This window comes from Streptomyces sp. DSM 120436 (assembly GCF_055778765.1).
This window is the reverse complement of sequence record NZ_JBSKBS010000001.1, coordinates 1,013,118-1,038,172: the sequence shown is the minus strand read 5'-3', so window position 1 is coordinate 1,038,172 and position 25,055 is coordinate 1,013,118. Positions and strand designations below refer to the sequence as shown.

The window sequence follows — 25,055 nt, the reverse complement described above, 5'->3', positions numbered from 1 at the left end:
CACGTCAGCCGCACTGGCACGGACTGCCCGACTGGCACCCGCAGCCGCAGCCCGAACCGCAGCCGCAGGCGGCGATCAGGGTGAGGCGCCTGACCTCGGCGGGCTGCTCGGTCTCGCGCTCCTGCGTGGGGTCGGGCGTCGTGCCGGGGGATTCGGCCATGGGTCCCTCCTCGGGCTGGGGCCTGCGCACACCTGCTCCCCATTGCACGCCCGGCCGGCCGGGCGCATCAACGGCGCATCGGGAGCGGCTGAAGCTCACCCGCGCCCCCGTCCACCGCGTGCACGCCCGCAGAGACCGCGAGGACCGCACGGATCACACGGACCTCAGCTCCCCTCCGCCCCCTGCGCCGGTGCGGTCCCCGGCTGCAGCTCCGCCTGGATCTCGTCCGCGTGCTCGCCGGTGACCAGGTACACCACCCGCTTGGCGACCGACACCGCGTGGTCAGCGAACCGCTCGTAGTAGCGGCCCAGCAGGGTGACGTCGACCGCCGTCTCGATGCCGTGCTTCCAGCGGTCGTCCATCAGGTGCCGGAAGAGGGTGCGGTGCAGCAGGTCCATCGCGTCGTCGTCCTGCTCGAGCTGGAGCGCCAGGTCGACGTCCTTGGTGATGATCACCTCGGCCGCCTTCGCCATCAGGCGCTGGGCGAGCTGGCCCATCTCCAGGATGGTGGCGTGCAGGTCCCGCGGCACCCCGCGCTCCGGGTACCGCAGCCGGGCCAGCTTCGCCACGTGCTGGGCGAGGTCGCCGGACCGTTCCAGGTCCGCGGACATCCGCAGCGAGGTGACGACGATCCGCAGGTCGGTCGCCACCGGCTGCTGCCGGGCCAGCAGGGCGATGGCCCGCGCCTCCAGGTCGTGCTGCAGCTCGTCGACCTTCTGGTCGGCCTCGATCACGCTCTCCGCGAGCTTCAGATCGGCGTCGAGGATGGCGGTCGTGGCGCGTCCGATCGCCGATCCGACCAGCCGGGCCATCTCCACCAGACCGTCGCCGATCGAATCCAGTTCCTCGTGGTACGCGTCCCGCATCGGAATTCCTCTCGTGCGTCTCTGTCCGGGCTGTCCCGGTCCGGGCTCTCCGGGCTCTTCGGGCTCTCCGGGTTCCGGCGTCCGGCGTCCGGGTCCCGCCCACGTTCCCACGTTCCGCCCGCCACGCGTCCGGTTCCGTCACCTCGCGTGAACCGGCCTTGGCCTGTAGGTGAACTCTGGGCGACGAGTGTCCGAGGTCGCCCGTCGACCGCTGTGGGCAGCGCTCACCCCATGCCTAACCTGGACGCATGGACGTGAACGCGGCGGTCGCCGCAGTGGCAGCGATCGCCGGACTGCTCACCGGCGTCATCGCCATGCTGGCGTTCCGCGTCAGTGAACGCGAGCAGCGGCGCCCCACGCGCACCTCGCTGCACACCGATCCGGTGCTCCCGCCCGGCGTCGACACGGTGCTGTCCGTGCTGCGCTCGTCCGCCGTGGTCCTCGACGAGAACGACGGCGTGGTGAAGGCCAGCTCGGCCGCGTACGCCCTCGGCCTGGTCCGCGGCGGCAAGCTCGCCGTGGAGCCGATGCTGAAGATGGCCCGCGACACCCGGCGGGACGGCGAGATACGGCAGGTGGAACTGGACCTGCCGCGCCGGGGGACCGGACGGGGCGAAGCCCTCGCGGTGTCCGCGCGGGTGGCGCCGCTCGGCTCCCGGCTGGTGCTGCTGCTGGTGGAGGACCTCACCGAGGCCCGCCGTATCGAGGCCGTACGGCGCGACTTCGTCGCCAACGTCAGCCATGAGCTGAAGACCCCCGTCGGCGCGCTGTCCCTGTTGTCCGAGGCCGTGATGGACGCCTCCGACGACCCCGAGGCCGTGCAGCGGTTCGCCGGGCGCATGCAGATCGAGGCGACCCGGCTGACCAGCCTGGTGCAGGAGCTGATCGACCTGTCCCGGGTGCAGAACGACGACCCGCTGGAGGACGCCGAGCCGGTCCCGGTCGAGGAACTGGTCGCCGAGGCCGTCGACCGCTGCCGGCACGCGGCGGGCACCAAGGAGATCACCATGGCCGCCGCGGGCGCCGTCGACCTGCGGGTCTGGGGCAACCGGGGACAGCTCGCCGCCGCACTCGGCAACCTCGTCGAGAACGCGGTCAACTACTCACCCGCCCGCACCCGCGTGGGCATCGCGGTCCGTTCGGTCGCGCAGCCCGGCGGGGACCTGATCGAGATCGCCGTGACCGACCAGGGCATCGGCATCTCCGACAAGGACAAGGAGCGCATCTTCGAGCGCTTCTACCGCGTCGACCCCGCCCGCTCCCGTGCCACCGGCGGCACGGGGCTGGGCCTCGCGATCGTGAAGCACGTGGCCGCCTCGCACGGCGGGGAAGTCACGGTGTGGAGCGCCGAGGGCCAGGGCTCCACCTTCACCCTGCGGCTGCCCGAGGCCCGAGCGGCCCGCGGCGGCCGCCGGCCGTCCGAGCGGGACGACTCCGAGGGCCTCGACAACGAGGCCGGAGGGACGTCCCACCCCTCCCCCCACGCGTCCGATCCATCCGCGTACGAAACGCTTCCCTCCCCGGAGGTCCTTCCGTGACCCGAGTGCTCGTCGTCGAGGACGAGGAGTCCTTCTCCGACGCCCTGTCGTACATGCTCCGCAAGGAGGGCTTCGAGGTCGCCGTGGCGACCACCGGGCCCGACGGACTCGACGAGTTCGAGCGCAACGGCGCCGACCTCGTCCTCCTCGACCTGATGCTGCCCGGGCTGCCGGGCACCGAGGTGTGCCGTCAGCTGCGCGGCCGCTCCAACGTCCCCGTGATCATGGTGACCGCCAAGGACAGCGAGATCGACAAGGTGGTCGGCCTGGAGATAGGCGCCGACGACTACGTCACCAAGCCGTTCTCCTCGCGTGAGCTGGTGGCCCGCATCCGCGCGGTGCTGCGCCGGCGCGGCGAGCCCGAGGAGACCGCCCCGGCGGCCCTGGAGGCCGGCCCGGTGCGGATGGACGTCGACCGGCACGTGGTGACCGTCGGCGGCACCAAGATCGACCTGCCGCTGAAGGAGTTCGACCTGCTGGAGATGCTGCTGCGCAACGCCGGCCGGGTGCTGACCCGGATGCAGCTCATCGACCGGGTGTGGGGCGCGGACTACGTGGGCGACACCAAGACCCTCGACGTCCACGTCAAGCGCCTGCGCGCCAAGATCGAGCCGGACCCGGGGGCGCCCCGCTACCTCGTGACCGTGCGCGGGCTCGGCTACAAGTTCGAGCCGTAGGCCGCGGCCTCGTCGACGTGAAGGGCGGGACCCCGGTGGGGGTCCCGCCCTTCGACGTGCGGTGCGCGTACGGCCGGTCAGTGGTCGGCCGGGTCCAGGCTCGCGGAGGCCGCGTCGGACGGGGTGCCCGAGGGGGCGCTCGACTCGGACGCGCTGCCGGAGGTCTCCTCGCCCGACGCGCCCTCGCCCGTGGCCTCGTCGGCCGGCGCGCCGGAGGCGTCCGCCGACGGCGACGGGGAGGCGCCCGCGTCCGGGGCCCCGCTCGGGCCCCAGCTCTCGAAGAAGTTCTCGGCCGGGTGGACGCGGGCCCGCAGGCTCACCTCGCCGGTCTCGCTGAGGGTGAAGGTGATCTTCTGGGCGTTGCCGTCCCGGACGGCCTCGCGGCTGCTGGGCAGGATGGCGGAGGCGTTGCCCTCGCCGCCGAGGATCAGGCTGCCGCCGGCCGGGACGACGAGGTCGCCGCCCTCGGCGGGGCTGAGCTCGGCGGTCTTGCCGGTGCCGGAGACGGTGACCGACTCCAGGGTCTGGTCCTTGTCGCCCGAGTTGAAGAGGGTGGCGGCGATGGAGGCGGGGCCGGTCGACTCCAGGTCGGGCTGGGTGATGACGACGGCGTTCTCCACCTGGATGTCGCCGACCGTCGTCGACGCGTTGTCCGGCTGGATCTGCAGGGACTGGGCGTTGTTGCCGGCCCCGCACGCGGAGAGCGTGGTGATCGAGAAAGCGATGGCGGCGGCGGCGAGGGCGCCGCGTCGAAGGCTGCTGCTCACGGCGGCGGCAACTCCTTGACTCGAGCGTGCGGTGGCGACCGGGTGAAGCCGCCCTAAGTGTCTGTCAGCGGCCCCAGATTACCGAGCCGCCCGCGGACGGCTGCACCCGGCCCTCCCCACGCCTACCCGGGCCGGGCCCGCGAGGCGTGCCCGCGCCGGGGAAGTCACCCGATCACCCGGTGACCGGCCCGCCGGTCCTCCCGGACGACCGGCCCCTCGCGCGGACCGCACACCCCACCGGTCACGGGAACCGCACGTGACCCGCCGGTAAACATCCGCCACTTCCGTCCGCGCCGCCCCTTCATTCACGCGGGCGCGCATTTCGGTGAAGGAATGAGGGGGATCCCGGTAATTGATCACCGGTCGGTGATCCTCACACCGTGTGATCAATTCCGGATTCGGCCGGAAGCGGTTCGACTCACCGAACGGAGTAGCGGAAGTCGCACTTCTGGAACCGGACATATGGGGCTGTTCGATCACTCGTGGGGGACTCCGGAAGGGTGTGACGTGCGCGTTTCGCTCGCCCCGGAGAACCGCTCCGACCTGCGAATACCTGCTTCCGCCGGGCGTCCGAAGCACGTTCCTGTTGCTGTTGTCAAGCCCCGAGAATGGCCCTGACCTGCGAAAACGCCATTCAGGAGCCGTCGTATCCGTGTTACCCTGGATAGCCACGGAAGGGGTACCTGTCACATGACGTTCAAGGTTGGCGACACCGTGGTCTATCCCCATCATGGGGCCGCGCTGATCGAGGCAATCGAAACTCGCCAGATCAAAGGCGTGGACAAGACCTACTTGGTGCTGAAGGTCGCCCAGGGTGACCTGACGGTACGTGTGCCAGCGGACAATGCGGAGTTCGTCGGCGTGCGTGATGTGGTCGGTCAGGACGGGCTGGACCGGGTCTTCGAGGTGCTGCGCGCACCGTACGCCGAGGAGCCCACGAACTGGTCCCGTCGGTACAAGGCAAATCTCGAGAAGCTCGCCTCGGGCGATGTCATCAAGGTCGCGGAAGTCGTGCGTGACCTGTGGCGTCGGGAGCGGGAGCGCGGGCTCTCCGCCGGTGAGAAGCGCATGCTCGCGAAGGCGCGTCAGATCCTGGTCAGCGAGCTGGCCCTCGCTGAGAACACCAACGAGGACAAGGCCGAGGCCCTGCTCGACGAGGTTCTCGCCTCCTGAGTTCCCCGAGTCGTGGCTCCGCCCGTCGCGTGCCGCCACGCCGGCCGTCGGAGCAGCGCTCAGAGCGCTCAGCGCATCGAAATGCCGCGGTGCCCGATGACGTCCAGGACGTCGCCGGGCGCTGCGGCATGTTCGTACCCGGACACCCTGCGTAGGCTGCACGTGCGCCGAAACGCCGACACACAGATACGCCGATACGCCAAGACACAGAATGTGCCCTCACTCACGTCCCCGCCCCTGGCGCGCCGGGCCCGGGCGGTCGGCTCGACCAGAGTCACGGAAGGGGCTGGTCGAGGCGGAACGCCCGGCACTTCCCCCGCTCCAGGAGCGGAGGCACGCCCAGGCCATACCCACGTGGGCCGAGCCCACAAACCTGACAGGAACCGATGTCTGACGATCCGCTCCCGCCCCCGCCGACCCCTGCTCCCGGCCGTCCGACGGTCCGGACGGCGGCCGTCATCCCGGCCGCGGGCCGGGGTGTGCGGCTCGGCCCCGGCGCCCCCAAGGCGCTCCGCGCGCTCGGCGGCACGCCCATGCTCGTCCACGCGGTGCGCGCCATGGCCGATTCCCGCGCCGTCTCCCTGGTCGTCGTCGTGGCGCCGCCCGACGGCGCCGGCGAGGTCAGGTCACTGCTCGACACCCACGCGCTGCCCGGGGGTCCCCCCGGCGGCGGCTGGGGGAGGACCGACGTCCTCGTCGTCCCCGGCGGCGACAGCCGCCAGGAATCCGTGAGGCTCGGCCTGGAGGCGCTGCCCCCGGGCTACGACATCGTCCTGGTGCACGACGCGGCCCGCCCGCTGGTCCCGGTGGACACCGTCGACGCGGTCGTCGAGGCCGTCCGCGACGGCGCCCCCGCCGTGGTGCCGGCGCTGCCGCTCGCCGACACCGTCAAGCAGGTCGAGCCGGCCGCCGCCGGCGAGCCGGAGGCCGTGGTCGCCACTCCCGACCGGTCCGTGCTGCGGGCGGTGCAGACCCCGCAGGGCTTCGACCGGGCCACCCTGGTCCGCGCCCACGAGACCGTGACCGACGACGTCACCGACGACGCGAGCATGGTCGAGCGGCTCGGCCTGACCGTGGTCACCGTCCCCGGGCACGAGGAGGCCTTCAAGGTCACCCGCCCCCTCGACCTGGTCCTCGCCGAGGCGGTCCTGGCGCGCAGGAGGCTCAACGATGGCTTCTGAGGCGTACCCGCTGCCGCAGGTCGGCATCGGCACCGACGTCCACGCCTTCGAGGACGGCCGCGACCTGTGGTGCGCCGGCCTCAAGTGGGAGGGGGAGGGGCCCGGGCTCGCCGGGCACTCCGACGCGGACGTCGTCGCGCACGCCGCCTGCAACGCCCTGTTCTCCGCCGCCGGCCTCGGCGACCTCGGCCGGCACTTCGGGACCGGCCGCCCGGAGTGGTCCGGCGCCTCCGGCGTCACCCTGCTCACCGAGGCCGCGCGCATCGTCCGGGAGGCGGGCTTCCGCATCGGCAACATCGCCGTCCAGGTCGTCGGCCCCCGCCCGAAGATCGGCAAGCGCCGGGAGGAGGCCCAGAGGATCCTCTCCGAGGCGGCGGGCGCCCCGGTCTCCGTCTCCGGCGCCACGACCGACGGCCTGGGCTTCCCGGGCCGGGACGAGGGCCTGATGGCGGTGGCGACGGCGCTGGTCGTACGGGAGGGGTGAGCGTCCGCCCCTGAGGGGCGCGGGGAACCGCGCGCCGAGCCCCCGCCGGTCCGCACGTGACATGTGCCGTCGAAACCGCCGGGGGCACACCGCACGCCCTCGCGCCCACTACCCTGGGACCCGTGACTATTCGCCTGTACGACACCAGCGCCCGGCAGATCCGTGACTTCACCCCGCTCCGGCCGGGCTGTGTCTCGATCTACCTGTGCGGTGCCACCGTGCAGGCGGCACCGCACATCGGGCACATCCGCTCCGGGCTGAACTTCGACGTCATGCGCCGCTGGTTCGAGTACCGCGGCCTCGACGTGACGTTCGTACGGAACGTCACGGACATCGACGACAAGATCATCGCCAAGTCCGCCGAGCAGGGCCGCCCCTGGTGGGCCATCGGCTACGACAACGAGCGCGCCTTCAGCGACGGCTACCGCGCGCTGGGCTGCCTGCCGCCGACCTACGAGCCGCGCGCCACCGGCCACATCACCGAGATGGTCGAGATGATGCGCGGCCTGATCGAGCGCGGGCACGCCTACGAGGCCGACGGCAACGTGTACTTCGCCGTCACCTCGTTCCCGGAGTACCTGCGGCTGTCCAACCAGGAGCTGGACAACCTGCTCCAGCCGTCCGGCGAGGGCGAGACCGGCAAGCGGGACCCGCGCGACTTCGCGATGTGGAAGGCGGCCAAGCCGGGCGAGCCGAGCTGGGAGACGCCGTGGGGCCGCGGGCGCCCGGGCTGGCACCTGGAGTGCTCGGCGATGGCGCACAAGTACCTCGGCACCGCCTTCGACATCCACGGCGGCGGCCTCGACCTGGTCTTCCCGCACCACGAGAACGAGATCGCGCAGGCCAAGGCCTTCGGCGACGAGTTCGCCCGGTACTGGGTGCACAACGCCTGGGTCACCATGAGCGGCGAGAAGATGTCGAAGTCGCTCGGCAACTCGGTGCTGGTCAGCGAGATGGTCAAGCGCTGGCGGCCCATCGTGCTCCGCTACTACCTGGGCACCCCGCACTACCGGTCGATGATCGAGTACAGCGAGGAGGCGCTGCGCGAGGCCGAGTCCGCGTTCGCGCGGATCGAGGGCTTCGTGCAGCGCGTGATGGAGAAGGCCGGCGATGTCGTCGAGCCCGCCGCCGAGGTGCCGCCCGCGTTCGCCGAGGCGATGGACGACGACCTGGGCGTTCCGCAGGCGCTCGCCGTCGTGCACACCGCCGTCCGGCAGGGCAACAGCGCGCTGGCCGCCGACGACAAGGAGGAGGCGGTCGCCCGCCTCGCCGAGGTCCGCGCCATGCTCGGCGTGCTCGGCCTCGACCCGCTGGACCCGCACTGGGCAGGCGACGGCGACCGCGGGGACGACCTGCACGGCGTCGTCGACACCCTGGTCCGCATGGTCCTCGATCAGCGCGAGGCCGCCCGGGCCCGCAAGGACTGGCCCACCGCGGACGCCATCCGCGACCAGCTCAACCAGTCCGGGCTGGTCATCGAGGACGGCCCGCAGGGCCCGCGCTGGAGCCTCGGTCCCCGCTGAGGACCGGTCGCGGACCCGGCCCGGGGCCTCCCGGCTCCGGCCGCGCGCAAGATCGAGTGTGCCGTCCGGGCCGCCGGGCGGCACACTGCACAGGCACACCTACGAACACAGGCACACCTACGGACACGGGCGCACCCACCGACGTGGGCGCACCCCCACGACTTCACGGAGACGGATACCTCATGGCCGCGAACAACCGCCGCATGTCCGGCAAGAAGGGCGCGCAGGTCGGCAGCGGCGGCCAGCGGCGCCGGGGCCTGGAAGGCAAGGGCCCGACCCCGCCCGCCGAGATGCGCAAGGGGCACGCCAAGCAGCGTGCCGCCCAGGCGAAGGCGCGCCGCGCCCAGGGCCGCACCACGCAGCGACGCGGCGGACGCTCCGCCTCCGAGCTGGTCGTCGGCCGCAACCCGGTGGTCGAGGCGCTGCGCGAGGGCGTCCCCGCCTCCACGCTGTACGTCCAGCAGTTCATCGACAACGACGAGCGGGTGCGTGAGGCGCTGCAGCTCGCGGCCGAGCGCGGCGGCATCAACCTCATGGAGGCGCCCCGCCCCGAGCTGGACCGCATGACCAACGGCCTCAACCACCAGGGCCTGGTCCTCCAGGTCCCACCGTACGAGTACGCGCACCCGGAGGACCTGGTCGCCGCCGCGCACGACGAGGGGCAGGACCCGCTGATCGTCGCCCTCGACGGGGTCACCGACCCGCGCAACCTCGGTGCGGTCGTCCGCTCCGTCTCCGCCTTCGGCGGCCACGGCGTGGTCGTGCCCGAGCGGCGGGCGGCCGGGATGACCGCCGGCGCCTGGAAGACGTCCGCGGGCACGGCCGCGCGGACGCCGGTCGCCCGCGCCACCAACCTGACGCGGGCGCTGGAGGCGTACAAGAAGGCGGGTGTCGTCGTCGTCGGTCTGGCCGCCGACGGGGAGGCCGAGCTGGGTGACCTCGAGGCGTTGGGCGGGCCGGTCGTCATCGTCGTCGGCAGCGAGGGCAAGGGGCTGTCCCGGCTGGTCGGCGAGACCTGTGACGTGCGGGTGCGGATCCCGATGCCGGGCGGCGCCGAGTCGCTCAACGCCGGTGTGGCGGCGGGCATCGTGCTGTACGAGGCGGCCCGCCGCCGTATCTGAACGGATGTGCGAGTTCGTCACCCACATGGCGGATTCCGGGCGGTCCGGACCGGCTTGACGCGGTCCGGACACATCTGGCCGGTCAAGGCAGTGTCCTAACGCCTTGTCACTCGGTTAGATGAGTGTGGACACCAGAACACCACCCCGCACACCCACGGGGGCCCGCTCGTCGGGACTCGACGACGCTCCCGCGCTGAGCATGGTGAAGGTGCCGAGCGATCCGGCGCAGGTCATCGTCAACCACGCCAGCTTCCGCGTGCAGCTGGGCGGTTCGGCGTGGCGCGCCCGGTCGCCGCGCATCGCCCGGCATCCGGGTGCCGCCGAGGACACCGCGCGGATCCCCGTCGTCACCGCCGTGGGCGCGGGACCGGCCGCGCCGCGCCGCCGCCCCGTCGTGTGGAGCGGCAGGTCCGCCCCCGACGACACCGGCGCCCACCGCCTCCTCCAGGCCGTACGGCACGGAGGGCTGCGCCACGCCGACGAGCCGCTCACCGACTCCGGGAACACCCGGGTCATCCCGCGGCCGGGCGGGTACGGCGGCCACGACGACACCCAGCCGCTGGAGAGCCCGTTCGCCGGCGCCCGGCGCGGCCACCCCGGCGGGCCGCTGCTGCCCCCGATGCGCACGGTCGGCAGCGCCTACGACGAGGACGACCACGCGGTCCTCGACGAGGCCGGACCGGAGTACGAGGCCGACTACGAGCCCGGGGAGCGGCCGGAGGGCGGCGGCCGGCACGGCCGGCGCCACGGCGACGACCCGGCGCGGCACGCGTACTACCCCGGGCGCCGGATGAACCTGGGCGTCGTGCTGCTGCCGCTGCGCGTGTTCCTCGGCGGGATCTCCGTCTACGCCGGGATGAGCAAGCTGTGCGACCCGCTGTACTTCGACGGCGGGCCGCGCGGGTCCATGGTCAAGTGGCTGCACAGCCTGCACCCGTGGGAAGTCGCCGAGCCGCTGCGGCAGTTCGCGCTCGCCCACCCCGTCGGCACCGGTCTGGCCATCGCCTTCGCCCAGGTCGTCGTCGGCGTCCTCACCGTCCTCGGCTGCTGGCAGCGCCTGGCCGCCGGCATCGGGGCGACGCTGTCCGCGGCGCTGCTGGTCACCGTGAGCTGGAAGAGCGTCCCCGCCTACGAGACGCCCGACATCATCTACCTCGCCGCCTGGTCACCGCTGATCATCGCGGGCGCGCCCGTCTACTCCGTCGACGGCAGTCTCGCGGGCCGGGCCTGGCGGCGGCTCGGGCCGCGCGCGGACATCTGGGACCTGCGCCGCTACGTGCTGCGCCGCGGGGCGCTCGTCACGTTCGTGGTGTGCGGGTTCAGCATGCTCGTGGGCGCGCTGCTCGGCGGCGCCGTCCGGGACGCGGACCGGGTGATCGTGCCCGGCCCCGGTGAGGCGCCGCGCAACAACCTGCCCGGCTCGCCGCTGCCGGAGGACTCCGGCGAGCGGAAGGACACGGAGGAGAAGCGGACGCCGTCCGCCTCCGACTCGCCCACGCGGGAGGCCACTTCCGGCTCGGCGAGCCCGTCCGCCGGGACCGGCGGCACCCCCGGCGCCACCCAGGGCGCGGACGCCGCCACCGGGGCGCCCACCCAGACCCAGGGCACCACGGGGCAGGCCCCGCCGCAGCAGTCCACGCCGGTGGACGAGGCGCCGAGCACCACCGCGGGCCCGACCTCGGGCGGCGGCGACGGCTCCGGCGGCAGCGGGAGCGGCGCCCCGGGCGGGGACGACGGCGGCTCCTCGGACCGGCCCGGCCTGGTGGGCGGCCTGCTGGGGTAGCGGACGCCCGTCGGCACGACGGCGGGGTCCCGTACGCGGTGGCGTACGGGACCCCGTCCTTCGTGGGTCGCGTCGGCTCAACGGTTCTGTGAGGCGAGCTCCTTGGCGGCCTCGGTGAGGTCCTTGGCGGTGTCGATGGCACGCCAGTAGGAGCCCTGCGGGATCGTGAACCCGGCCAGTCGGCGCTCGCGCGCGAGATGGGGGAACGTGGTGCGCTCGTGGTCCCCGCGCTCCGGGAGCAGGCCGGCGAACTCGGGGGAGAAGACGTAGACGCCCGCGTTGATCTCGAAGGTGGACGGCGGGGCCTCGATGAAGTCGGTGATCAGACCGAACCCGTCGGTGCGGACCGCGCCCCACGGAAGGCGCGGGCGGGCCAGCGCGACGGTGGCGACGGCGTCCCGCTCGGTGTGGAAGTCGGCCATGTCGCGCAGCGAGAAGCGGGTCCAGATGTCGCCGTTGGTGGCGAACCAGGGCCGGTCCGGGTGCGGCAGACGGGCGGCGGCGTACTTCAGTCCGCCGCCGCGGCCGAGGGGTTCCGTCTCGACGACGGTGGTGACGGAGACGGGCAGGTCGGCGGTCTCCAGCCACTTCTGCAGCACCTCGGCGAGGTGGCCGCAGGACACGACGACGTCGGTGACGCCCTCCTCGGCGAGCCAGGTCAGCTGGTGGCCGATGATCGGGGTTCCCGTGCCGGGGATCTCGACCATCGGCTTGGGCCGGTCGTCGGTGTACGGACGGAGCCGGGAACCCTGGCCGCCGGCCAGGACGACGGCTTGCGTGGGGCGGGACACGGCACGCGGATCGGTCATGCCCGCACTGTACGCGGCCGGGGGCCGCGGATCATGGGCGGTCTCGGGTGCCGGGGCGGTGTTGTCGGGTCCGGTCCGCCGGGGAGCTTCGGCGGGGGTGTTGAGGCGCCGTGGCTCGGTGGGCGGAGGGTCGCGCTGTCTGCGGCCCCCTTGGGGCCGGCCCTCGCGGACGTGCGGTGTGTGCTCGGGTGGGACACCCCGCCATCACGCCGGTGCGGCGGCGGGTCCGGTGTCTGCGGCCGGGCTGTCGAAGGCGCCGGTGGAGCGGTCCGGCGGGGGAGCTCGGTGACGGCGCCCGGTCGTGGGCGACTTCCGCGCGTGTCGGGCCGCTGCCGTGGCCCGCGTGTCCGGGTGGGTGGGGTGCGGCCGGCCGCGGGGCGGGAGTCGGCGGCCGGCGCGGGACGGGGTGGCGGCCCGGTGGGGGGTGCGGGACGGGGGTGGCAGGTGACCCGGGGACGGGCCGGGCCGCGCGCGTCGTGCCCGGGGGCGTCAGTCGTTCGCGGCGACCACTCCCGCCGCGAAGGACGTGTCGCAGACCGGGCGGGCGTAGGACTGGGCCTTGGTGGGGCCGTGGACGCGGACCGCGGCCTTGCCGAGGGAGCGGGCGATGGAGGCGCAGTGCCTGGCCAGGGACGGGCGGTCGTCGACCGCCTGCTGAAGCTGGGTCAGGGCGGCGCCCGGGTCCTTCTTCTGCAGTTCGATGAGCAGTCGGTCGCGCAGCACGTCCTGGGGCGCGCGGGACGCGGCCCGCGACGAGGCGCCGGCGGCGGACGTGTCCGCGGCGGTGAGCACCGGACTCTGCGGGGCTCCCGACCAGTTGACCCGCGCGACCGCGAGGGTCCCGGAGAACACCAGGACGACGGGCAGGACGAGGGCGAGGGAGCGGCCGATCCGGCGGGCGGGGCCCCGGCCGCGTCGCGTCTGAGGGTGAAGGGAGTGCGTCACGCGTGTGAGGGTAGCGCCCGGTAGCCGCGGTGAAACATTCCGTCACCGTTACGGGGGACGAGGAACGACGGCTTCCGCGCCGCGTGTTGACGAGCTGGGCGAATTTGCCGGGATTGTCGAGGTATTTGTCGACAACGCCGGAGAGCCCCGCAGCGCGCTGCGGGGCTCTCCGGCGTCAACTCGTTCAGTCGGACAGGCGCGCACCCGTCGAGGTGGAGAACACGTGGGTCTCACCGGAGCGCGGCACGACGTGGAGCGTGCTGCCCTTCTCCGGGACGTCACGGCCGCCCACGCGGACCACGAGGTCCTTCGCCTCGCCGCCGATCTGCGCGGTGCCGTAGACGAAGGCGTCGGAGCCCAGCTCCTCCACGACGTTGACGGTGACCGCCACGCCCAGGTCGGAGTCGGCGCCGGCGACGTCGAAGTGCTCGGGGCGGACGCCCACCGTGACGGTCTTGTCGCTGGTCGCGGAGAGCGCGTCACGCTGCACCGGCACCACCGAGTTGCCGAACTTCACACCGCCGTCGGTGACCGGGACCTCGACCAGGTTCATGGCCGGGGAGCCGATGAAGCCGGCGACGAACAGGTTCGCGGGCTTGTCGTACATGTTGCGCGGGGTGTCGACCTGCTGGAGCAGACCGTCCTTGAGCACCGCGACGCGGTCGCCCATGGTGAGGGCCTCGACCTGGTCGTGGGTGACGTAGACGGTGGTGATGCCCAGGCGGCGCTGCAGCGACGCGATCTGCGTACGGGTGGACACACGGAGCTTGGCGTCCAGGTTGGACAGCGGCTCGTCCATGAGGAACACCTGCGGCTCACGCACGATGGCGCGGCCCATCGCCACACGCTGGCGCTGACCGCCGGAGAGCGCCTTCGGCTTGCGGTCCAGGTACTCGGTGAGGTCGAGGATCTTCGCGGCCTCCTCGACCTTCTTGCGGATCTCCGCCTTGTTGACGCCGGCGATCTTGAGCGCGAAGCCCATGTTGTCGGCGACCGTCATGTGCGGGTAGAGCGCGTAGTTCTGGAACACCATGGCGATGTCCCGGTCCTTCGGCGGCAGGTGCGTGACGTCGCGGTCGCCGATGCGGATGGCGCCGCCGTTGACGTCCTCGAGACCCGCGAGCATGCGGAGCGAGGTGGACTTGCCGCAACCGGACGGGCCGACCAGGACGAGGAACTCGCCGTCCGCGATCTCGATGTCCAGGGCGTCGACGGCGGGCTTGGTCGAGCCCGGGTAGATCCGGGTCGCCTTGTCGAACGTGACAGTGGCCATGTGAATGGTCCCCTTCTACCGGCAGGAACGTGCCGGACGATCCGAGTAGGAAGGTGATGCCACGACGGGTGTTCCGTTGTGGTGTGTGGTCCACACGAGTGAACTGGCTCAGGACGGTACCCGGCGTTCACCTGCTTGTCAGCAGGTTCCGGCCGGTGAATTTCACGAGAACTTCCGATCCCGCGCGTACCGCTCCGCCAGAACCGCCGCCGCCTCGGCGACCGCCCGCCGCAGTTCCGGAGGACCGAGCACCTCCGCCTCCACGCCGAGGCGGAGCAGATCGCCGGTGGCCACCGCCTCCGACTCCACCGCCACCTCCACCTCCACCCAGCCGTCCGCGTCCGGCGCTCCCGCCTCCGCCAGCGCCCGCGCGCCCGCCGCCCCGAACTGCATCGGCAGCAACTTCCGCCCGCGCGGGGACAGCCGCAGCCGTGCCGTGCCCCGCCGCAGCGCCGCCTCCAGCCGCCGCGAGGTCTCCGTCCAGTACGCGGCCAGGTCGAACCCGGCGGGCCGGTCGAACTCCTCGCCGGTCTCCTCCGCCTCCTGGAACCGCGACACGCGGTAGGTGCGCACCGCGTCGTCCGCGAGGGCGATCAGGTACCAGATGCCGCCCTTCAGCACGAGCCCCAGCGGCCGTACCTCCCGCCGCACCTCGCCGCGCCAGCGCGCGTAGCGGGTCCGCAGCACCCGCCGCTCCCACACCGCCCGCGCGACCACCGCCAGGTACGGCACCGGGTCGGCGTCCCGGAACCAGGCCGGCGCGTCCAGGTGGAACCGCTCGCGCACCCGCCGCGCCTGCTCCGCCAGACCGTCCGGCAGGGCGGCCTCCACCTTGAGCTGGGCGCTCGCCAGGACGGCCCCGAGCCCCAACTCCCCGGCCGGACCCGGCAGTCCCGCCAGGACCAGCGAACCGGCCTCCGCGTCCGTCAGCCCGGTGAGCCGCGTCCGGTACCCCTCCACCAGCCGGAAGCCGCCGTGCGGTCCGCGTTCGGTGCGCACCGGCACCCCGGAGGCGCCGAGCGCCTCGACGTCCCGGTAGACGGTGCGCACCGACACCTCCAGTTCGGCCGCGAGTTCGGGCGCGGTCATCCGGCCGCGGTTCTGCAGCAGCAGGAGCAGGGTGAGGAGCCGGTCGGCACGCATGCCGCCCATTGTCGGGGCGTGGCGCCGTACCTGACAGGAGGTGTCAGGTACGGCCGGGAGGGTGGGGGCGCAGCGTCCGACGACCCTGAAAGGGGCCCGCCATGCCCGTCACCGAGACCACCGGCCACTTCACCTTCGCCGACTGGAAGGAGAGCCCCGTCTCACCGGAGGGGTCCTTCCCCCGGCTCGCGCACGCCACCGTCGTCAACGCCTTCTTCGGCGGCATCGAGGCCGAGGCCACCGTCTGCGACTACACGATCGCCTACCAGGCCGCCGCCACCGGCTCCTTCGCCGGACTGGAGCTCGTCACCGGCCGGCTCGACGGCCGGGCCGGCGCCTTCGTGCTGGAGGAGCGCGGCCGCTTCGACGGCGACGGCACCGTGCACTGCGCCTTCGAGGTGGTCGAGGGCTCGGGCACCGGCGGGTTGACCGGGCTGCGCGGCACGGGCGCCTTCACCTACCGGCACGGCGAGACGAAGGTGCCGTACACCTTCGCGTACGAGGTGGCGCGCGCCTGAGACAAGTGCGTGGCTCGGCGAAACCGGCACTGTGTACAGTGGACCGCGCTTCGCGCGCGCCGCGCGCGGTGCCTCCTTAGCTCAGACGGTCAGAGCAGCTGTCTTGTAAACAGCAGGTCGTCGGTTCGAATCCGACAGGGGGCTCCACCGACGTTCCCGGGCCGGACCTTCTCCGGCCCGGGTCCTTCATGGCAGACGCCGCCTCACGCCGTACGGCCGCGCAGGCGGCGGGCGATCTCCAGGTCCGCGTCGTCCAGCGGGCGGCCTTCCTCGGTCTCCCAGAGGCAGTTCTGCAGCACCCGGCCGTACGTCCACGCGCGCGCCCGCGCGCGGTCCAGGCCCAGTACCTCGGTCATCGCGTCGAAGCGCCACAGGACGTCGCCGGGGTCGAAGTTGTTGGCCAGGGCGGGCCACAGGTCGAAGCCGGGGTCGCCGGCCAGCGGCTTGGGGTCGATGGCGAGCCAGGGCGCCCGGTCGGCGGCGAGGACGTTCTCGTCGTGCAGGTCCCAGTGCAGCAGCCGGTCGCCCGGCTCGTCCGCGACCTCGCGCACGGCGGCGGCGCAGTCGGCGACCAGGCGGCGGGCCTCGGGGTCCGGGATGCGCTCCAGCACGGCGGGCGTGCGCTCCAGCATGGAGGCGGCGATGTCGCCGAGGCGGCGCATGCCCGCGGGGGCCGGGGTGGTGTGGAGGTGGGCCAGGAGCCGCGCGATCACCAGGACGCCCTCGTGGACGTCCGGCCGGTGGGCGAGCATCCGGGAGGAGTCCAGGCGCTCCAGCAGCATGGTGCCGGTCGGCTCGTCGTGGTCGAGCAGGCGGACCGCCCCGTCGCCGTTCCACAGGCGCAGGGCGACCGGCTCGCCCTCGCTCTCGTGGTCGCGGATCTGGAGCTTGAGCACCGCCGGTGTGCCGTCGGCGCGGTCGACGGGCAGGACCAGGGCGCTGACGCCGTGCATGGGCGCCCCGGCGAGGCGCAGCTCCCAGCGCTCCAGGAAACCGGCGGCGAGGTCCGGCAGGGCGGCGATGAAGGCCCGGCCGGCTTCCTTGTTGAACTTGACCTGGGATTCGGCGAGTTCCGCGGGGACGTCGATCACGCCTCGTACGGTAGTGCCGTACGGGGGTGCGGCGGGCCCGGTTTCCCGAGTGCCGTACGACCGCGCGCGGGGCGCCTACGGCTCCAGGACGACCTTGCCGGTGGTCGCCCGGTTCTCCAGGGCCCGGTGGGCGTCGGCCGCCCGGGCGAGGGGGAAGCGCCGCACGGCGGGGGTGAGCCTGCCCGCGGCGGCCTCGGCGAGGGCGCGCAGTTCGAGCGTGCGGATCGGGTCGGGGCCGCCGGCCCGGCGCATCATCTCGGGGCCGAGGACGTTCACCGAGACGCCCTCCACGAGATACGGGCTGTCGCTGCGGAGGCCCTGCGACGACCAGCCGAACACCACGTGCCGGCCGCCGGGCGCCAGCAGACCGACCAGGGTGCGGGCCACGTCCCCGCCCACGCCGTCGTACACGACGGTCACCTCGCCCCGGTGCCCCTCGACCCGTGCGGGCCAGTCCGGGGCCGTGTAGTCGACGGCGAGGTCGGCGCCGCCCGCCGCCACCAGGGCCGTCTTCCCGGGGCCGCCGGCGAGGCCGATCACGGTCGCGCCCGCGTTCCGGGCGTACTGCACGAGGAGGGTGCCGACGCCGCCCGCGGCGGCCGGCACGGCCACCACGTCGCCGGGCCCCGGTTCGGCGAACCGTACGATCCCCATCGCCGTACGGCCCGTGCCGATCATGGCGACGGCCTCGGCGAAGTCCAGGCGCTCCGGGATCTCGTGCAGCCGTCCGGCGTCGGTCACCGCCAGTTCCGCGTACCCCCCGGGGACGAAGCCGAGGTGGGCGACGACCCGCTTGCCGAGCCAGTGTGCGGGGGTGTCCGGGCCGAGCGCGTCGACCACCCCGGCGATCTCGCGACCGGGGACCGTCGGCAGTGTGGCGGGGGCCGGGCCGGGTCCGGGCAGGCCCTCGCGCAGGGCCGTGTCGAGGAGGTGCACCCCGGCCGCCCGGACGGCGACGCGGACCTGGCCGGGGCCCGGGCGCGGGTCCTCCACCCGCTCGTAGGTGAGGTTCTCGGCCGGGCCGTGGGCGTGCAGTCGGACGGCGTGCATGTGGATCCCCCAGGTCGGGTCGCCGGTGCGGGGCGCCTTCGGTGTCGTGCGCCGCTCCGGCTCCACGGTGCGACCTCAAGCGCGCTCGAGGTCAAGCGCCGTACGGCCGGGGAGGGGGAGACGGCCGCGGTGATGCGGTGCATGACGGGGCTTCGGGGCTTCTCCCCGGCCGGGCTCGGCCGGGTTCGGCCGGGTTGCCGGAGGCGCCGTCCGGCGGTGCGCGAGCAGGTCGCCGGAGGGCGCCGGGAGGTGACCCGCTGGGTGTTTCCCCAGGCCGGACGGGATGTCAGTGGCCGGGTGCAGTATGGGCGCATGGTGCGTGGAGCGGCGGGCGGAGCGGGTGTGCGGGCGGCGCGGCGGCCGGAGCTGCGGCTGCCCCGGCTGGAGCGGTACGAGGGGGGCGGGCTGGAGCCGGACGGGGACTACGACGGGCTGGAGTTCGACGGCGCGGACCTCGCCGGGCAGGACGGGGCGGGGGCGCGCTTCATGGACTGCGCGCTGCGGGGGTGCGCGCTGGACGAGACGCGGCTGTCCCGGGCCCGGCTGCTGGACACGGCGCTGGGCGGGGTGCGGGGTGTGGGCACGGATCTGGCGGGGGCGACGCTGCGGGACGTCGAGCTGACCGACGCGCGGCTCGGCGGGACCCAGTTGCACGGGGCGGCGCTGGAGCGGGTGCTGGTCCGGGGAGGGAAGATCGACTTCCTGAACCTGCGCGCGGCCGTGCTCAAGGACGTCGTCTTCGACGGCTGCGTGCTGGTGGAGCCGGACTTCGGCGGGGCCCGGCTGGAGCGCGTGGAGTTCGTCGACTGCACGCTGAAGGGCGCGGACCTGTCCGGTGCCGTGCTGAAGGACGTGGACCTCCGGCGGGCGGCCTCGCTGGAGATCGCGCGCGGGGTGGACCGGCTGTCCGGGGCGGTGATCAGCACGGCCCAGCTGCTGGACCTGGCGCCGTCGCTGGCGGGGGAGCTGGGGATCGCCGTGGAGGGGTGAGGGGGGCGGTGCCGGGGGACCGGGGCGGTCAGCTCACGCGGGGGAAGCGGGCCTGGAGGGTCCAGATCGCCGGGTTCTCGCCGAGGTCGTCGTGCAGGTCGACCAGGTCGGCGATCAGGTCGTGCAGGAAGTCGCGGGCCTCCCGGCGCAGTTCGGCGTGGGAGAAGGTCAGCGGCGGCTCGGACGCGGGCAGCCACTCCGCCTCGATGTCCACCCAGCCGAAGCGCCGCTCGAACAGCAGCCGGTCGGTGGACTCGGTGAAGTCCAGCTCGGCGTGTTGCGGCCGTGAGGCGCGCGAGCCCACCGGGTCCCGGTCGACGCGCTCCACGATGTCGCACAGCGCCCACGCGAAGTCGAGCACCGGCACCCATCCCCAGGCTGTGGAGATCTCCCGGTCCGACGCGGTGTCGGCGAGGTAGACGTCGCCGCAGAACAGGTCGTGCCGCAGGGCGTGGACGTCCGCGCGGCGGTAGTCGGTCTGCGGGGGGTCGGGGAAGCGGTTGGAGAGGGCGTAACCGATGTCGAGCACGTGGGTGATGGTGTCACGGTCCGGCGCCCCCTCCGCCATAGGATCCCCGCGTGCGCACCCCCCGCCCGCTTCGCCGCGCCGCCGCCGCCCTGCTCGCGGTGGCGCTCGCCGCGTGCGGGCCCGGCTCCGGGACCGAGGGCGCCGGTGACTTCGGCGCGGGCGACCCGTACTTCCCGAAGGCGGGCAACGGCGGCTACGACGTCACCCACTACGACCTCGCCCTCGCCTACGACCCCGGTGACCGCCGCCTCACCGGCACCGCCACGCTCGACGCCCGCGCCACCGACGACCTCACCGCGCTGAACCTCGACCTCCAGGGCCTCGACGTGGACGCCGTCACCGTCGACGGCGCCGGCGCCCGCGTCCGCCGCGAGGGCCAGGAGCTGACCGTTCGGCCGCGCCGCGCCCTCGGCCGGGGCGCCCGCTTCCGGATCGTCGTCCGCTACTCGGGGCGCCCCGGGACCGTCACCGACCCCGACGGCTCCGAGGAGGGCTGGCTGCGCACCGCCGACGGGGCGGTCGCCCTGGGCCAGCCGGTGGGTTCCATGACCTGGTTCCCGGGCAATCACCACCCCTCCGACAAGGCCACCTACACCCTCGCCGTCACCGTCCCCGAAGGGCTGCGGGCGGTCTCCAACGGGGAACCGGCCGGCGAGGAGACGAAGGACGGCCGCACGACGTACCGCTGGCACACCCCCGAGCCCATGGCGAGCTACCTGGCGACGGTCGCGATCGGCCGGTACGACGTCCACCGCGGCGAGACGGCCGGCGGGCTGCCGCTGTTCACCGCCGTCGACCCGGAGCAGGCGGCCGCGAGCCGCGCGACGGTCGGGTTGCTGCCGGAGGTCGTGGAGTGGGCGGAACGGCGGTTCGGGCCGTACCCCTTCTCCTCCGCGGGCGCGATCGTCGAACGCCCCGGGGACGCCGGGTACGCCCTGGAGACACAGAACCGTCCCGTCTTCCCCGGCGCCCCCGACACGGCGCTGCTGGTCCACGAGATCGCCCACCAGTGGTACGGCGACTCCGTCAGCCCGAAGACCTGGCGGGACATGTGGCTCAACGAGGGCTTCGCCACGTACGCGCAGTGGCTGTGGGAGGAGGACCACGGCGGCGACAGCGCGCAGCGCACCTTCGAGGCGCTGTACGCCGGCACGTACTTCCCGGACGTGGGCACCGACGCGGCGCTGTGGTCCTTCCCGCCCGCCGACCCGCCGGACGCGGCGCACATCTCCGCCACGCCCGTGTACTGGCGCGGCGCGATGGTCCTGCACATGGTCCGCAGGACGGCCGGCGACGAGGCCTTCGGCCGGCTGCTGCGCGGCTGGGCGGCGGAGCACCGGCACGGCAACGCGAGCACCGCCGACTTCACCGCGTACGTCGAGAGGACGGCGCCGGGGAAGGACTTCTCCCGGGTCTGGGAGGAGTGGCTGTACGGGGACGGGCGGCCGGCGACCGCGTCCTAGGCGCACCGGCCCGTGAGGCGTTCGCGCGGGACCGGGCGGGCGCGGCGGAGCCCCCGCCCGGTCGCGGGCGGGGGCTCCGTCAGGTCGGTCGCGGTGCGTCCGTCAGACGTTCACGCCGAAGTCCTGGGCGATGCCCACGAGGCCCGAGGCGTAGCCCTGGCCGACCGCGCGGAACTTCCACTCCGCGCCGTTGCGGTACAGCTCGCCGAAGACCATGGCGGTCTCGGTGGCGGCGTCCTCCGACAGGTCGTAGCGGGCGATCTCGGCGCCGCCGGCCTGGTTGACGATGCGGATGTACGCGTTGCGCACCTGGCCGAAGTTCTGGCTGCGGTTCTCGGCGTCGTAGATCGAGACCGGGAAGACGATCTTGTCGATGTCGGCCGGGAGGGCCGCCAGGTTGACGTTGATCGCCTCGTCGTCGCCCTCGCCCTCACCGGTGCGGTTGTCGCCGGTGTGGACGATCGTGTTGTCCGGGGTCTGCTTGTTGTTGAAGAAGACGAAGTGGGCGTCCGAGTAGACCTTGCCCTGCGTGTTGACCGCGATCGCCGACGCGTCGAGGTCGAAGTCCGTTCCCGTGGTGGTGCGGACGTCCCAGCCGAGGCCCACGGTGACGGCGGTCAGGCCCGGAGCCTCCTTGGTGAGCGAGACGTTGCCACCCTTGGACAGGCTTACAGCCATTGTTTGGGAGTCCCTTCCCTCGTTTGCGTACGGCTATGAAGCTACAGCTACCACCTTGAACGCCCGGAGGGGTGCGTCAGGTTCCAGGTCTCTTTACTTTCTTTACCCGGGTACGGATATTCGGGTGACGTGGCCGGCACGGGCGCGGGAACCTGTGTGTCATGTCCGGTCCCCATGTCGTACGCGGCTCCGTCTTCCTCCCCGAGGCCGAGCTCATGTGGCGTTTCTCCAGGTCGTCCGGGCCCGGCGGGCAGCACGTCAACACCAGCGACACGCAGGTCGAGCTGCGGTTCGACCTCGCCAGGACCGAGGCGCTGCCCGAGGTGTGGAAGCGGCGGGCGCTGGAGCGGCTCGCGGGGCGGCTGACCGACGGGGTGATCACCGTACGGGCGTCCGAGCACCGGTCGCAGTGGCGCAACCGCGAGGCGGCGGCGGTGCGGCTGGCCGCGCTGCTGGCGGAGGCGACGGCGCCGCCGCCGAAGCCGCGGCGGCCCACGCGGGTGCCGCGGGGGATCAACGAGCGGCGCCTGCGGGAGAAGAAGCGGCGGGGGGAGACGAAGCGGGGGCGCTCCGCCCGGGACTGGTAGGGGCGGGCGGGTTCCGCCCTCGTGGTCACCCGCGGGCCGGCGGAGGTCTGCCCGCGCGGTTCCCCGCGCCCCTGCGGGGCGCTGGAATGACGGGGGCGCTCAGCCCAACTGGCGGTAGCGGCCCCGGAAGTGGACGAGCGGGCCGCCCTCCGCGCTCGGCACGGCGGCCGTCATCACGCGGCCGATCACGAGGGTGTGGTCGCCGGCCGTCACCCGCTGTTCGGTGCGGCACTCCAGGGTCGCCAGCGCGCCGCCGGCCAGCGGGGCCCCGGTGTACTCGCCGCGCCGGTACGGAAGGTCCGCGAACAGCAGACGGTCGCTGACCCGGCCCTTCATCGAGAAGCGCCCCGCGATGTGGCGCTGGCTCTCGGACAGCACGGACACCGCCCACAGCGGCTGCTCCTCCAGCAGTTCGTCCATGCGGGAGCCGGTGCGCAGGCTGACCAGCACCAGCGGCGGGTCCAGGGAGACCGACTGGAACGCGGTCGCGGTCATGCCGACGTCCTCGCCGGCCGGCGCCCCGGGGTCGTCCGGGTCCAGCGGCGGCTCCACGGCGGTCACCAGGACCACACCGGCGGCCAGGCGGGACATGGCGGCACGGAACTCGTCGTTGCTCACCCCCTCAGCATGCCGGGCGGCGGGCGGAGCGGTGATCGATGCGGGGGCGGGAGTGTTCGGCACACCGGGAACGCTAGTCTCCGCTGCACGGACGCCGCATCGGACCGTGGCCCGAACCGGGACCTAGGACCAGCGGCCGATCCGCGCAGGAATCGTGCACAATCACCACACAATCCGCGTCGCGGAAACGGGCCGGGATATCGCACGTAGACCACGCAATTGTTCACGTTTGGCTGTGACTTGAGTCACAAGGGGCAAGTATTGTTGACCCTGTGTACCGGGTGGGCAGCGCGCTGTGATTCAGTGGCGGGGAAGGTGCTGCGACGATACGCCGATGATGACCCTTGATGCGCTGCGAGGTCTCGGGGGGAGGGCGAGGATGGAGACCGAGTCGGAACCCTACGTCCGTCTGGCGTCGCTGCGGCAACTCCACCAGGCCATGGCCGACATGAACACGGCGCGCAGTCTGGCGGACACCTTGCAGACCGTCGCCGACGGCGTCGTGGGAGCCCTCGGGTACGAGCTGGCCTGCGTCAATCTCGTACGCCCCGACGGCGATCTCGTGGTCGCCGCCCTCGCCGGCAACGCGGCGGCCGAGGCCCTCATCACCGGCCGGGTCGGCTCGCGCGAGTCCTGGGACCGCCGGCTCACCATGGGCGAGCGCTGGGGCGACCTGGTGTTCATACCGCACACCGAGGGCTGGGTCCTCGACGGCGACGACGTCCCGCAGTGGTACACCGACGGGCCCGACCCCCGCTTCGAGGACGAGTGGCACCCCTCCGACCGGCTCTTCGCCCCGATGTACGCGCCCGGACCGCAGGGCGGCGGCACCTCCGGCGAACTGATCGGCGTGCTCTCCGTCGACCGCCCGCGCAACGGCCGCCGGCCCGGCGCCTGGGGCCGCGAGGCCCTGCAGATGTACGCCTTCCAGGCCGCCATCGCGATCAGCAACGCCCGGCTGCGCTCCAACATGCAGCGCGCCCTGGTCCGCCTGGAGCGCGAGCAGCAGGCGCTGCGGGCCAGCGAGGAGAGCTTCCGGCAGGCCTTCGAGTACGCCCCCTCCGGCATGGCCATCGCCGAGATGGGCGGCGACCAGCACGGCCGGATCCTGCGCACCAACGACGCCCTGTGCCGACTGCTCGGCCGGCCCGCCTCCGCGATGCGCCGCTACTCCTTCTCCGACCTGGTCCACCCCGAGGACATAGGCACCCTGCTGCGCACCTCCGCCGAGGGCGGCCGGGCGGAGCTGCGGCTGTGCCGCCGCGACGGCACCTATGTGTGGGTCTCCCTGCGCAACTCGGTGGTCGCCGACGCCGCCGACGGGCCGCGCTTCCTGCTCACCCACGTCGAGGACATCGAGGAGCGCAAGCGCCGCGAGCTCCAGCTCGCCCACCGCGCCTCCCACGACTCGCTCACCGGACTGCCGAACTCCGCCGAGCTGCGCTCCCGGCTCTCCTCCCGGCTGTGCGGCCAGCAGCCGCAGAGCGTGCTGCCGGCGGCCGTGGACTCCATGGCGCCCTACGAGTCCTTCGGCTCCCACGACGCCGCCTACGGCCCGCCCCCCTTCGACCGCGGCCACGACTTCGACTTCCCGCCCGGCAGCGACGCGTACGACGGCTACGACCACCATGTGCACACCGTCGCGCCCGCCGGGGACGCCGACGACGGCGCCAAAGGGCTCGCGGTGCTCTTCTGCGACCTCGACGGCTTCAAGTCGATCAACGACCGGTTCGGGCACAACGCGGGCGACGCGGTCCTCATCGAGGTCGCCCGCAGGCTCAGCAACGGCGTGCGGGACGGCGACACCGTGGCCCGGCTCGGGGGTGACGAATTCGTCATCCTCGCCGACGGCCTCGGCCGGGCCGACGCCCAGGACCTCGCCGTGCGGCTGCGCAACGAGATCATCCAGCCCATCCGGGCCGAGGGGCGGGCCGTGCGGGTCGGGGCCAGCTTCGGCATCGGGTGGGCCCACTGCGGCATGACGGCCGACGAAGTGCTGAAGTCCGCCGACGAGCGGATGTACGTGGAGAAACGATCTCGTCCCAAACAGCACCGACGCGCTGGATGATGCGCAGGTCAGCGAGTTGA

The 25,055-nt window shown here is 73.3% G+C and carries 25 protein-coding genes and 1 tRNA gene; 14 read left to right on the top strand and 12 right to left on the bottom strand.

Going from position 1 to position 25,055, the window contains the following annotated elements; translation table 11 throughout:
* Nucleotides 1–4: 4 nt before the first annotated feature.
* Nucleotides 5–160, bottom strand: a complete 156-nt coding sequence (locus ACWH4W_RS04670; RefSeq protein ID WP_198602524.1) for a hypothetical protein — start codon at nt 158–160, stop codon at nt 5–7.
* Nucleotides 161–324: 164 nt separating this feature from the next.
* Complete coding sequence (gene phoU, locus ACWH4W_RS04665) at nt 325–1,026, bottom strand: phosphate signaling complex protein PhoU (RefSeq protein ID WP_473074565.1); 702 nt, start codon at nt 1,024–1,026, stop codon at nt 325–327.
* 248 nt (nt 1,027–1,274) lie between these two features.
* Between phoU and phoR the strand changes: the two genes are divergently transcribed.
* Both phoR and phoP read left to right on the top strand, forming a co-directional pair.
* Nucleotides 1,275–2,564, top strand: a complete 1,290-nt coding sequence (gene phoR, locus ACWH4W_RS04660) for a two-component system sensor histidine kinase PhoR (RefSeq protein WP_473074564.1) — start codon at nt 1,275–1,277, stop codon at nt 2,562–2,564.
* A gap of 5 nt (nt 2,565–2,569) precedes the next feature.
* Nucleotides 2,570–3,241, top strand: coding sequence for a two-component system response regulator PhoP (gene phoP / locus ACWH4W_RS04655; protein WP_466090894.1), 672 nt, complete (start codon nt 2,570–2,572; stop codon nt 3,239–3,241).
* Between the two features lie 77 nt (nt 3,242–3,318).
* Here phoP and ACWH4W_RS04650 read toward each other — a convergent pair whose 3' ends face one another.
* Entirely contained in the window at nt 3,319–4,008 is a 690-nt protein-coding gene (locus ACWH4W_RS04650) for a copper chaperone PCu(A)C domain-containing protein (protein ID WP_473074563.1), read from the bottom strand.
* A gap of 690 nt (nt 4,009–4,698) precedes the next feature.
* On the opposite strand from ACWH4W_RS04650, the gene ACWH4W_RS04645 reads away from it, so the two are divergent.
* The 6 genes from ACWH4W_RS04645 (at nt 4,699) to ACWH4W_RS04620 (ending at nt 11,273) form a co-directional block, all read left to right on the top strand.
* Nucleotides 4,699–5,181 carry a CarD family transcriptional regulator gene (locus ACWH4W_RS04645; protein ID WP_003953493.1) on the top strand — a complete coding sequence of 161 codons (483 nt, stop codon included), beginning with the start codon at nt 4,699–4,701 and terminating at the stop codon, nt 5,179–5,181.
* Nucleotides 5,182–5,567: 386 nt separating this feature from the next.
* Nucleotides 5,568–6,362 carry a 2-C-methyl-D-erythritol 4-phosphate cytidylyltransferase gene (gene ispD, locus ACWH4W_RS04640; protein ID WP_473074562.1) on the top strand — a complete coding sequence of 265 codons (795 nt, stop codon included), beginning with the start codon at nt 5,568–5,570 and terminating at the stop codon, nt 6,360–6,362.
* Nucleotides 6,352–6,846: a 2-C-methyl-D-erythritol 2,4-cyclodiphosphate synthase gene (ispF, locus tag ACWH4W_RS04635; RefSeq protein ID WP_473074561.1), complete on the top strand. Its 495-nt coding sequence runs from the start codon at nt 6,352–6,354 to the stop codon at nt 6,844–6,846. Before ispD ends, ispF begins: the two co-directional genes overlap by 11 nt.
* A gap of 122 nt (nt 6,847–6,968) precedes the next feature.
* Nucleotides 6,969–8,369, top strand: coding sequence for a cysteine--tRNA ligase (gene cysS / locus ACWH4W_RS04630; RefSeq protein WP_473074560.1), 1,401 nt, complete (start codon nt 6,969–6,971; stop codon nt 8,367–8,369).
* Between the two features lie 182 nt (nt 8,370–8,551).
* Nucleotides 8,552–9,490, top strand: a complete 939-nt coding sequence (gene rlmB / locus ACWH4W_RS04625) for a 23S rRNA (guanosine(2251)-2'-O)-methyltransferase RlmB (protein WP_473074559.1) — start codon at nt 8,552–8,554, stop codon at nt 9,488–9,490.
* Nucleotides 9,491–9,608: 118 nt separating this feature from the next.
* On the top strand, nt 9,609–11,273 hold the full coding sequence (locus ACWH4W_RS04620) for a DoxX family membrane protein (protein ID WP_473074558.1): 1,665 nt from the start codon (nt 9,609–9,611) through the stop codon (nt 11,271–11,273).
* Nucleotides 11,274–11,350: 77 nt separating this feature from the next.
* Here ACWH4W_RS04620 and ACWH4W_RS04615 read toward each other — a convergent pair whose 3' ends face one another.
* From ACWH4W_RS04615 to ACWH4W_RS04600, 4 genes are all read right to left on the bottom strand, one after another.
* A complete protein-coding gene (locus ACWH4W_RS04615) occupies nt 11,351–12,082 on the bottom strand; it encodes a nucleotidyltransferase family protein (RefSeq protein WP_473074557.1) in 732 nt (243 codons plus the stop codon).
* A gap of 489 nt (nt 12,083–12,571) precedes the next feature.
* Nucleotides 12,572–13,027 carry a hypothetical protein gene (locus ACWH4W_RS04610; RefSeq protein WP_473074556.1) on the bottom strand — a complete coding sequence of 152 codons (456 nt, stop codon included), beginning with the start codon at nt 13,025–13,027 and terminating at the stop codon, nt 12,572–12,574.
* A 184-nt stretch (nt 13,028–13,211) separates the two neighbouring features.
* Nucleotides 13,212–14,300: an ABC transporter ATP-binding protein gene (locus tag ACWH4W_RS04605; protein WP_473074555.1), complete on the bottom strand. Its 1,089-nt coding sequence runs from the start codon at nt 14,298–14,300 to the stop codon at nt 13,212–13,214.
* A gap of 162 nt (nt 14,301–14,462) precedes the next feature.
* Nucleotides 14,463–15,443: a helix-turn-helix transcriptional regulator gene (locus ACWH4W_RS04600; protein ID WP_473074554.1), complete on the bottom strand. Its 981-nt coding sequence runs from the start codon at nt 15,441–15,443 to the stop codon at nt 14,463–14,465.
* Nucleotides 15,444–15,544: 101 nt separating this feature from the next.
* Between ACWH4W_RS04600 and ACWH4W_RS04595 the strand changes: the two genes are divergently transcribed.
* Both ACWH4W_RS04595 and ACWH4W_RS04590 read left to right on the top strand, forming a co-directional pair.
* Nucleotides 15,545–15,961: a DUF3224 domain-containing protein gene (locus tag ACWH4W_RS04595; protein ID WP_473074553.1), complete on the top strand. Its 417-nt coding sequence runs from the start codon at nt 15,545–15,547 to the stop codon at nt 15,959–15,961.
* Nucleotides 15,962–16,031: 70 nt separating this feature from the next.
* Nucleotides 16,032–16,108, top strand: a tRNA-Thr gene (locus ACWH4W_RS04590).
* A gap of 56 nt (nt 16,109–16,164) precedes the next feature.
* Here the strand turns inward: ACWH4W_RS04590 and ACWH4W_RS04585 are convergent.
* Nucleotides 16,165–17,052, bottom strand: a complete 888-nt coding sequence (locus ACWH4W_RS04585; protein ID WP_473074552.1) for an aminoglycoside phosphotransferase family protein — start codon at nt 17,050–17,052, stop codon at nt 16,165–16,167.
* Nucleotides 17,053–17,127: 75 nt separating this feature from the next.
* Nucleotides 17,128–18,102: a zinc-binding dehydrogenase gene (locus ACWH4W_RS04580; RefSeq protein WP_473077414.1), complete on the bottom strand. Its 975-nt coding sequence runs from the start codon at nt 18,100–18,102 to the stop codon at nt 17,128–17,130.
* A gap of 312 nt (nt 18,103–18,414) precedes the next feature.
* Here ACWH4W_RS04580 and ACWH4W_RS04575 point away from each other — a divergent pair, with 312 nt between their 5' ends.
* Nucleotides 18,415–19,092, top strand: coding sequence for a pentapeptide repeat-containing protein (locus ACWH4W_RS04575; RefSeq protein WP_473074551.1), 678 nt, complete (start codon nt 18,415–18,417; stop codon nt 19,090–19,092).
* A 28-nt stretch (nt 19,093–19,120) separates the two neighbouring features.
* Here the strand turns inward: ACWH4W_RS04575 and ACWH4W_RS04570 are convergent, their stop codons facing one another.
* The gene (locus ACWH4W_RS04570) at nt 19,121–19,621 is read right to left on the bottom strand and encodes a hypothetical protein (RefSeq protein WP_473074550.1); all 501 of its coding nucleotides are present in this window, start codon (nt 19,619–19,621) and stop codon (nt 19,121–19,123) included.
* A gap of 50 nt (nt 19,622–19,671) precedes the next feature.
* Here ACWH4W_RS04570 and ACWH4W_RS04565 point away from each other — a divergent pair, with 50 nt between their 5' ends.
* Nucleotides 19,672–21,084 carry a M1 family metallopeptidase gene (locus ACWH4W_RS04565; protein WP_473074549.1) on the top strand — a complete coding sequence of 471 codons (1,413 nt, stop codon included), beginning with the start codon at nt 19,672–19,674 and terminating at the stop codon, nt 21,082–21,084.
* 102 nt (nt 21,085–21,186) lie between these two features.
* Here the strand turns inward: ACWH4W_RS04565 and ACWH4W_RS04560 are convergent, their stop codons facing one another.
* Nucleotides 21,187–21,762 (bottom strand): TerD family protein, encoded by a 576-nt coding sequence (locus tag ACWH4W_RS04560; protein ID WP_048459028.1) that lies wholly within the window; start codon nt 21,760–21,762, stop codon nt 21,187–21,189.
* 161 nt (nt 21,763–21,923) lie between these two features.
* On the opposite strand from ACWH4W_RS04560, the gene arfB reads away from it, so the two are divergent.
* Nucleotides 21,924–22,349, top strand: a complete 426-nt coding sequence (arfB, locus tag ACWH4W_RS04555) for an alternative ribosome rescue aminoacyl-tRNA hydrolase ArfB (protein ID WP_473074548.1) — start codon at nt 21,924–21,926, stop codon at nt 22,347–22,349.
* A gap of 99 nt (nt 22,350–22,448) precedes the next feature.
* Here the strand turns inward: arfB and ACWH4W_RS04550 are convergent, their stop codons facing one another.
* Nucleotides 22,449–23,030, bottom strand: a complete 582-nt coding sequence (locus ACWH4W_RS04550; protein ID WP_473074547.1) for a flavin reductase family protein — start codon at nt 23,028–23,030, stop codon at nt 22,449–22,451.
* A gap of 316 nt (nt 23,031–23,346) precedes the next feature.
* On the opposite strand from ACWH4W_RS04550, the gene cdgB reads away from it, so the two are divergent.
* Nucleotides 23,347–25,035 carry a diguanylate cyclase CdgB gene (cdgB, locus tag ACWH4W_RS04545; RefSeq protein WP_473074546.1) on the top strand — a complete coding sequence of 563 codons (1,689 nt, stop codon included), beginning with the start codon at nt 23,347–23,349 and terminating at the stop codon, nt 25,033–25,035.
* The last annotated feature ends 20 nt before the right edge of the window (nt 25,036–25,055 follow it).

Bases quoted from the DNA above. Each gene is read 5' to 3' on its own strand.
- ACWH4W_RS04670 (WP_198602524.1), bottom strand. From the start codon at position 160: ATGGCCGAATCCCCCGGCACGACGCCCGACCCCACGCAGGAGCGCGAG.
- phoU (WP_473074565.1), bottom strand. From the start codon at position 1,026: ATGCGGGACGCGTACCACGAGGAACTGGATTCGATCGGCGACGGTCTG.
- phoR (WP_473074564.1), top strand. From the start codon at position 1,275: ATGGACGTGAACGCGGCGGTCGCCGCAGTGGCAGCGATCGCCGGACTG.
- ACWH4W_RS04645 (WP_003953493.1), top strand. From the start codon at position 4,699: ATGACGTTCAAGGTTGGCGACACCGTGGTCTATCCCCATCATGGGGCC.
- ispD (WP_473074562.1), top strand. From the start codon at position 5,568: ATGTCTGACGATCCGCTCCCGCCCCCGCCGACCCCTGCTCCCGGCCGT.
- ispF (WP_473074561.1), top strand. From the start codon at position 6,352: ATGGCTTCTGAGGCGTACCCGCTGCCGCAGGTCGGCATCGGCACCGAC.
- rlmB (WP_473074559.1), top strand. From the start codon at position 8,552: ATGGCCGCGAACAACCGCCGCATGTCCGGCAAGAAGGGCGCGCAGGTC.
- ACWH4W_RS04620 (WP_473074558.1), top strand. From the start codon at position 9,609: ATGAGTGTGGACACCAGAACACCACCCCGCACACCCACGGGGGCCCGC.
- ACWH4W_RS04615 (WP_473074557.1), bottom strand. From the start codon at position 12,082: ATGACCGATCCGCGTGCCGTGTCCCGCCCCACGCAAGCCGTCGTCCTG.
- ACWH4W_RS04605 (WP_473074555.1), bottom strand. From the start codon at position 14,300: ATGGCCACTGTCACGTTCGACAAGGCGACCCGGATCTACCCGGGCTCG.
- ACWH4W_RS04600 (WP_473074554.1), bottom strand. From the start codon at position 15,443: ATGCGTGCCGACCGGCTCCTCACCCTGCTCCTGCTGCTGCAGAACCGC.
- ACWH4W_RS04595 (WP_473074553.1), top strand. From the start codon at position 15,545: ATGCCCGTCACCGAGACCACCGGCCACTTCACCTTCGCCGACTGGAAG.
- ACWH4W_RS04580 (WP_473077414.1), bottom strand. From the start codon at position 18,102: ATGCACGCCGTCCGACTGCACGCCCACGGCCCGGCCGAGAACCTCACC.
- ACWH4W_RS04575 (WP_473074551.1), top strand. From the start codon at position 18,415: ATGGTGCGTGGAGCGGCGGGCGGAGCGGGTGTGCGGGCGGCGCGGCGG.
- ACWH4W_RS04560 (WP_048459028.1), bottom strand. From the start codon at position 21,762: ATGGCTGTAAGCCTGTCCAAGGGTGGCAACGTCTCGCTCACCAAGGAG.
- arfB (WP_473074548.1), top strand. From the start codon at position 21,924: ATGTCCGGTCCCCATGTCGTACGCGGCTCCGTCTTCCTCCCCGAGGCC.
- cdgB (WP_473074546.1), top strand. From the start codon at position 23,347: ATGGAGACCGAGTCGGAACCCTACGTCCGTCTGGCGTCGCTGCGGCAA.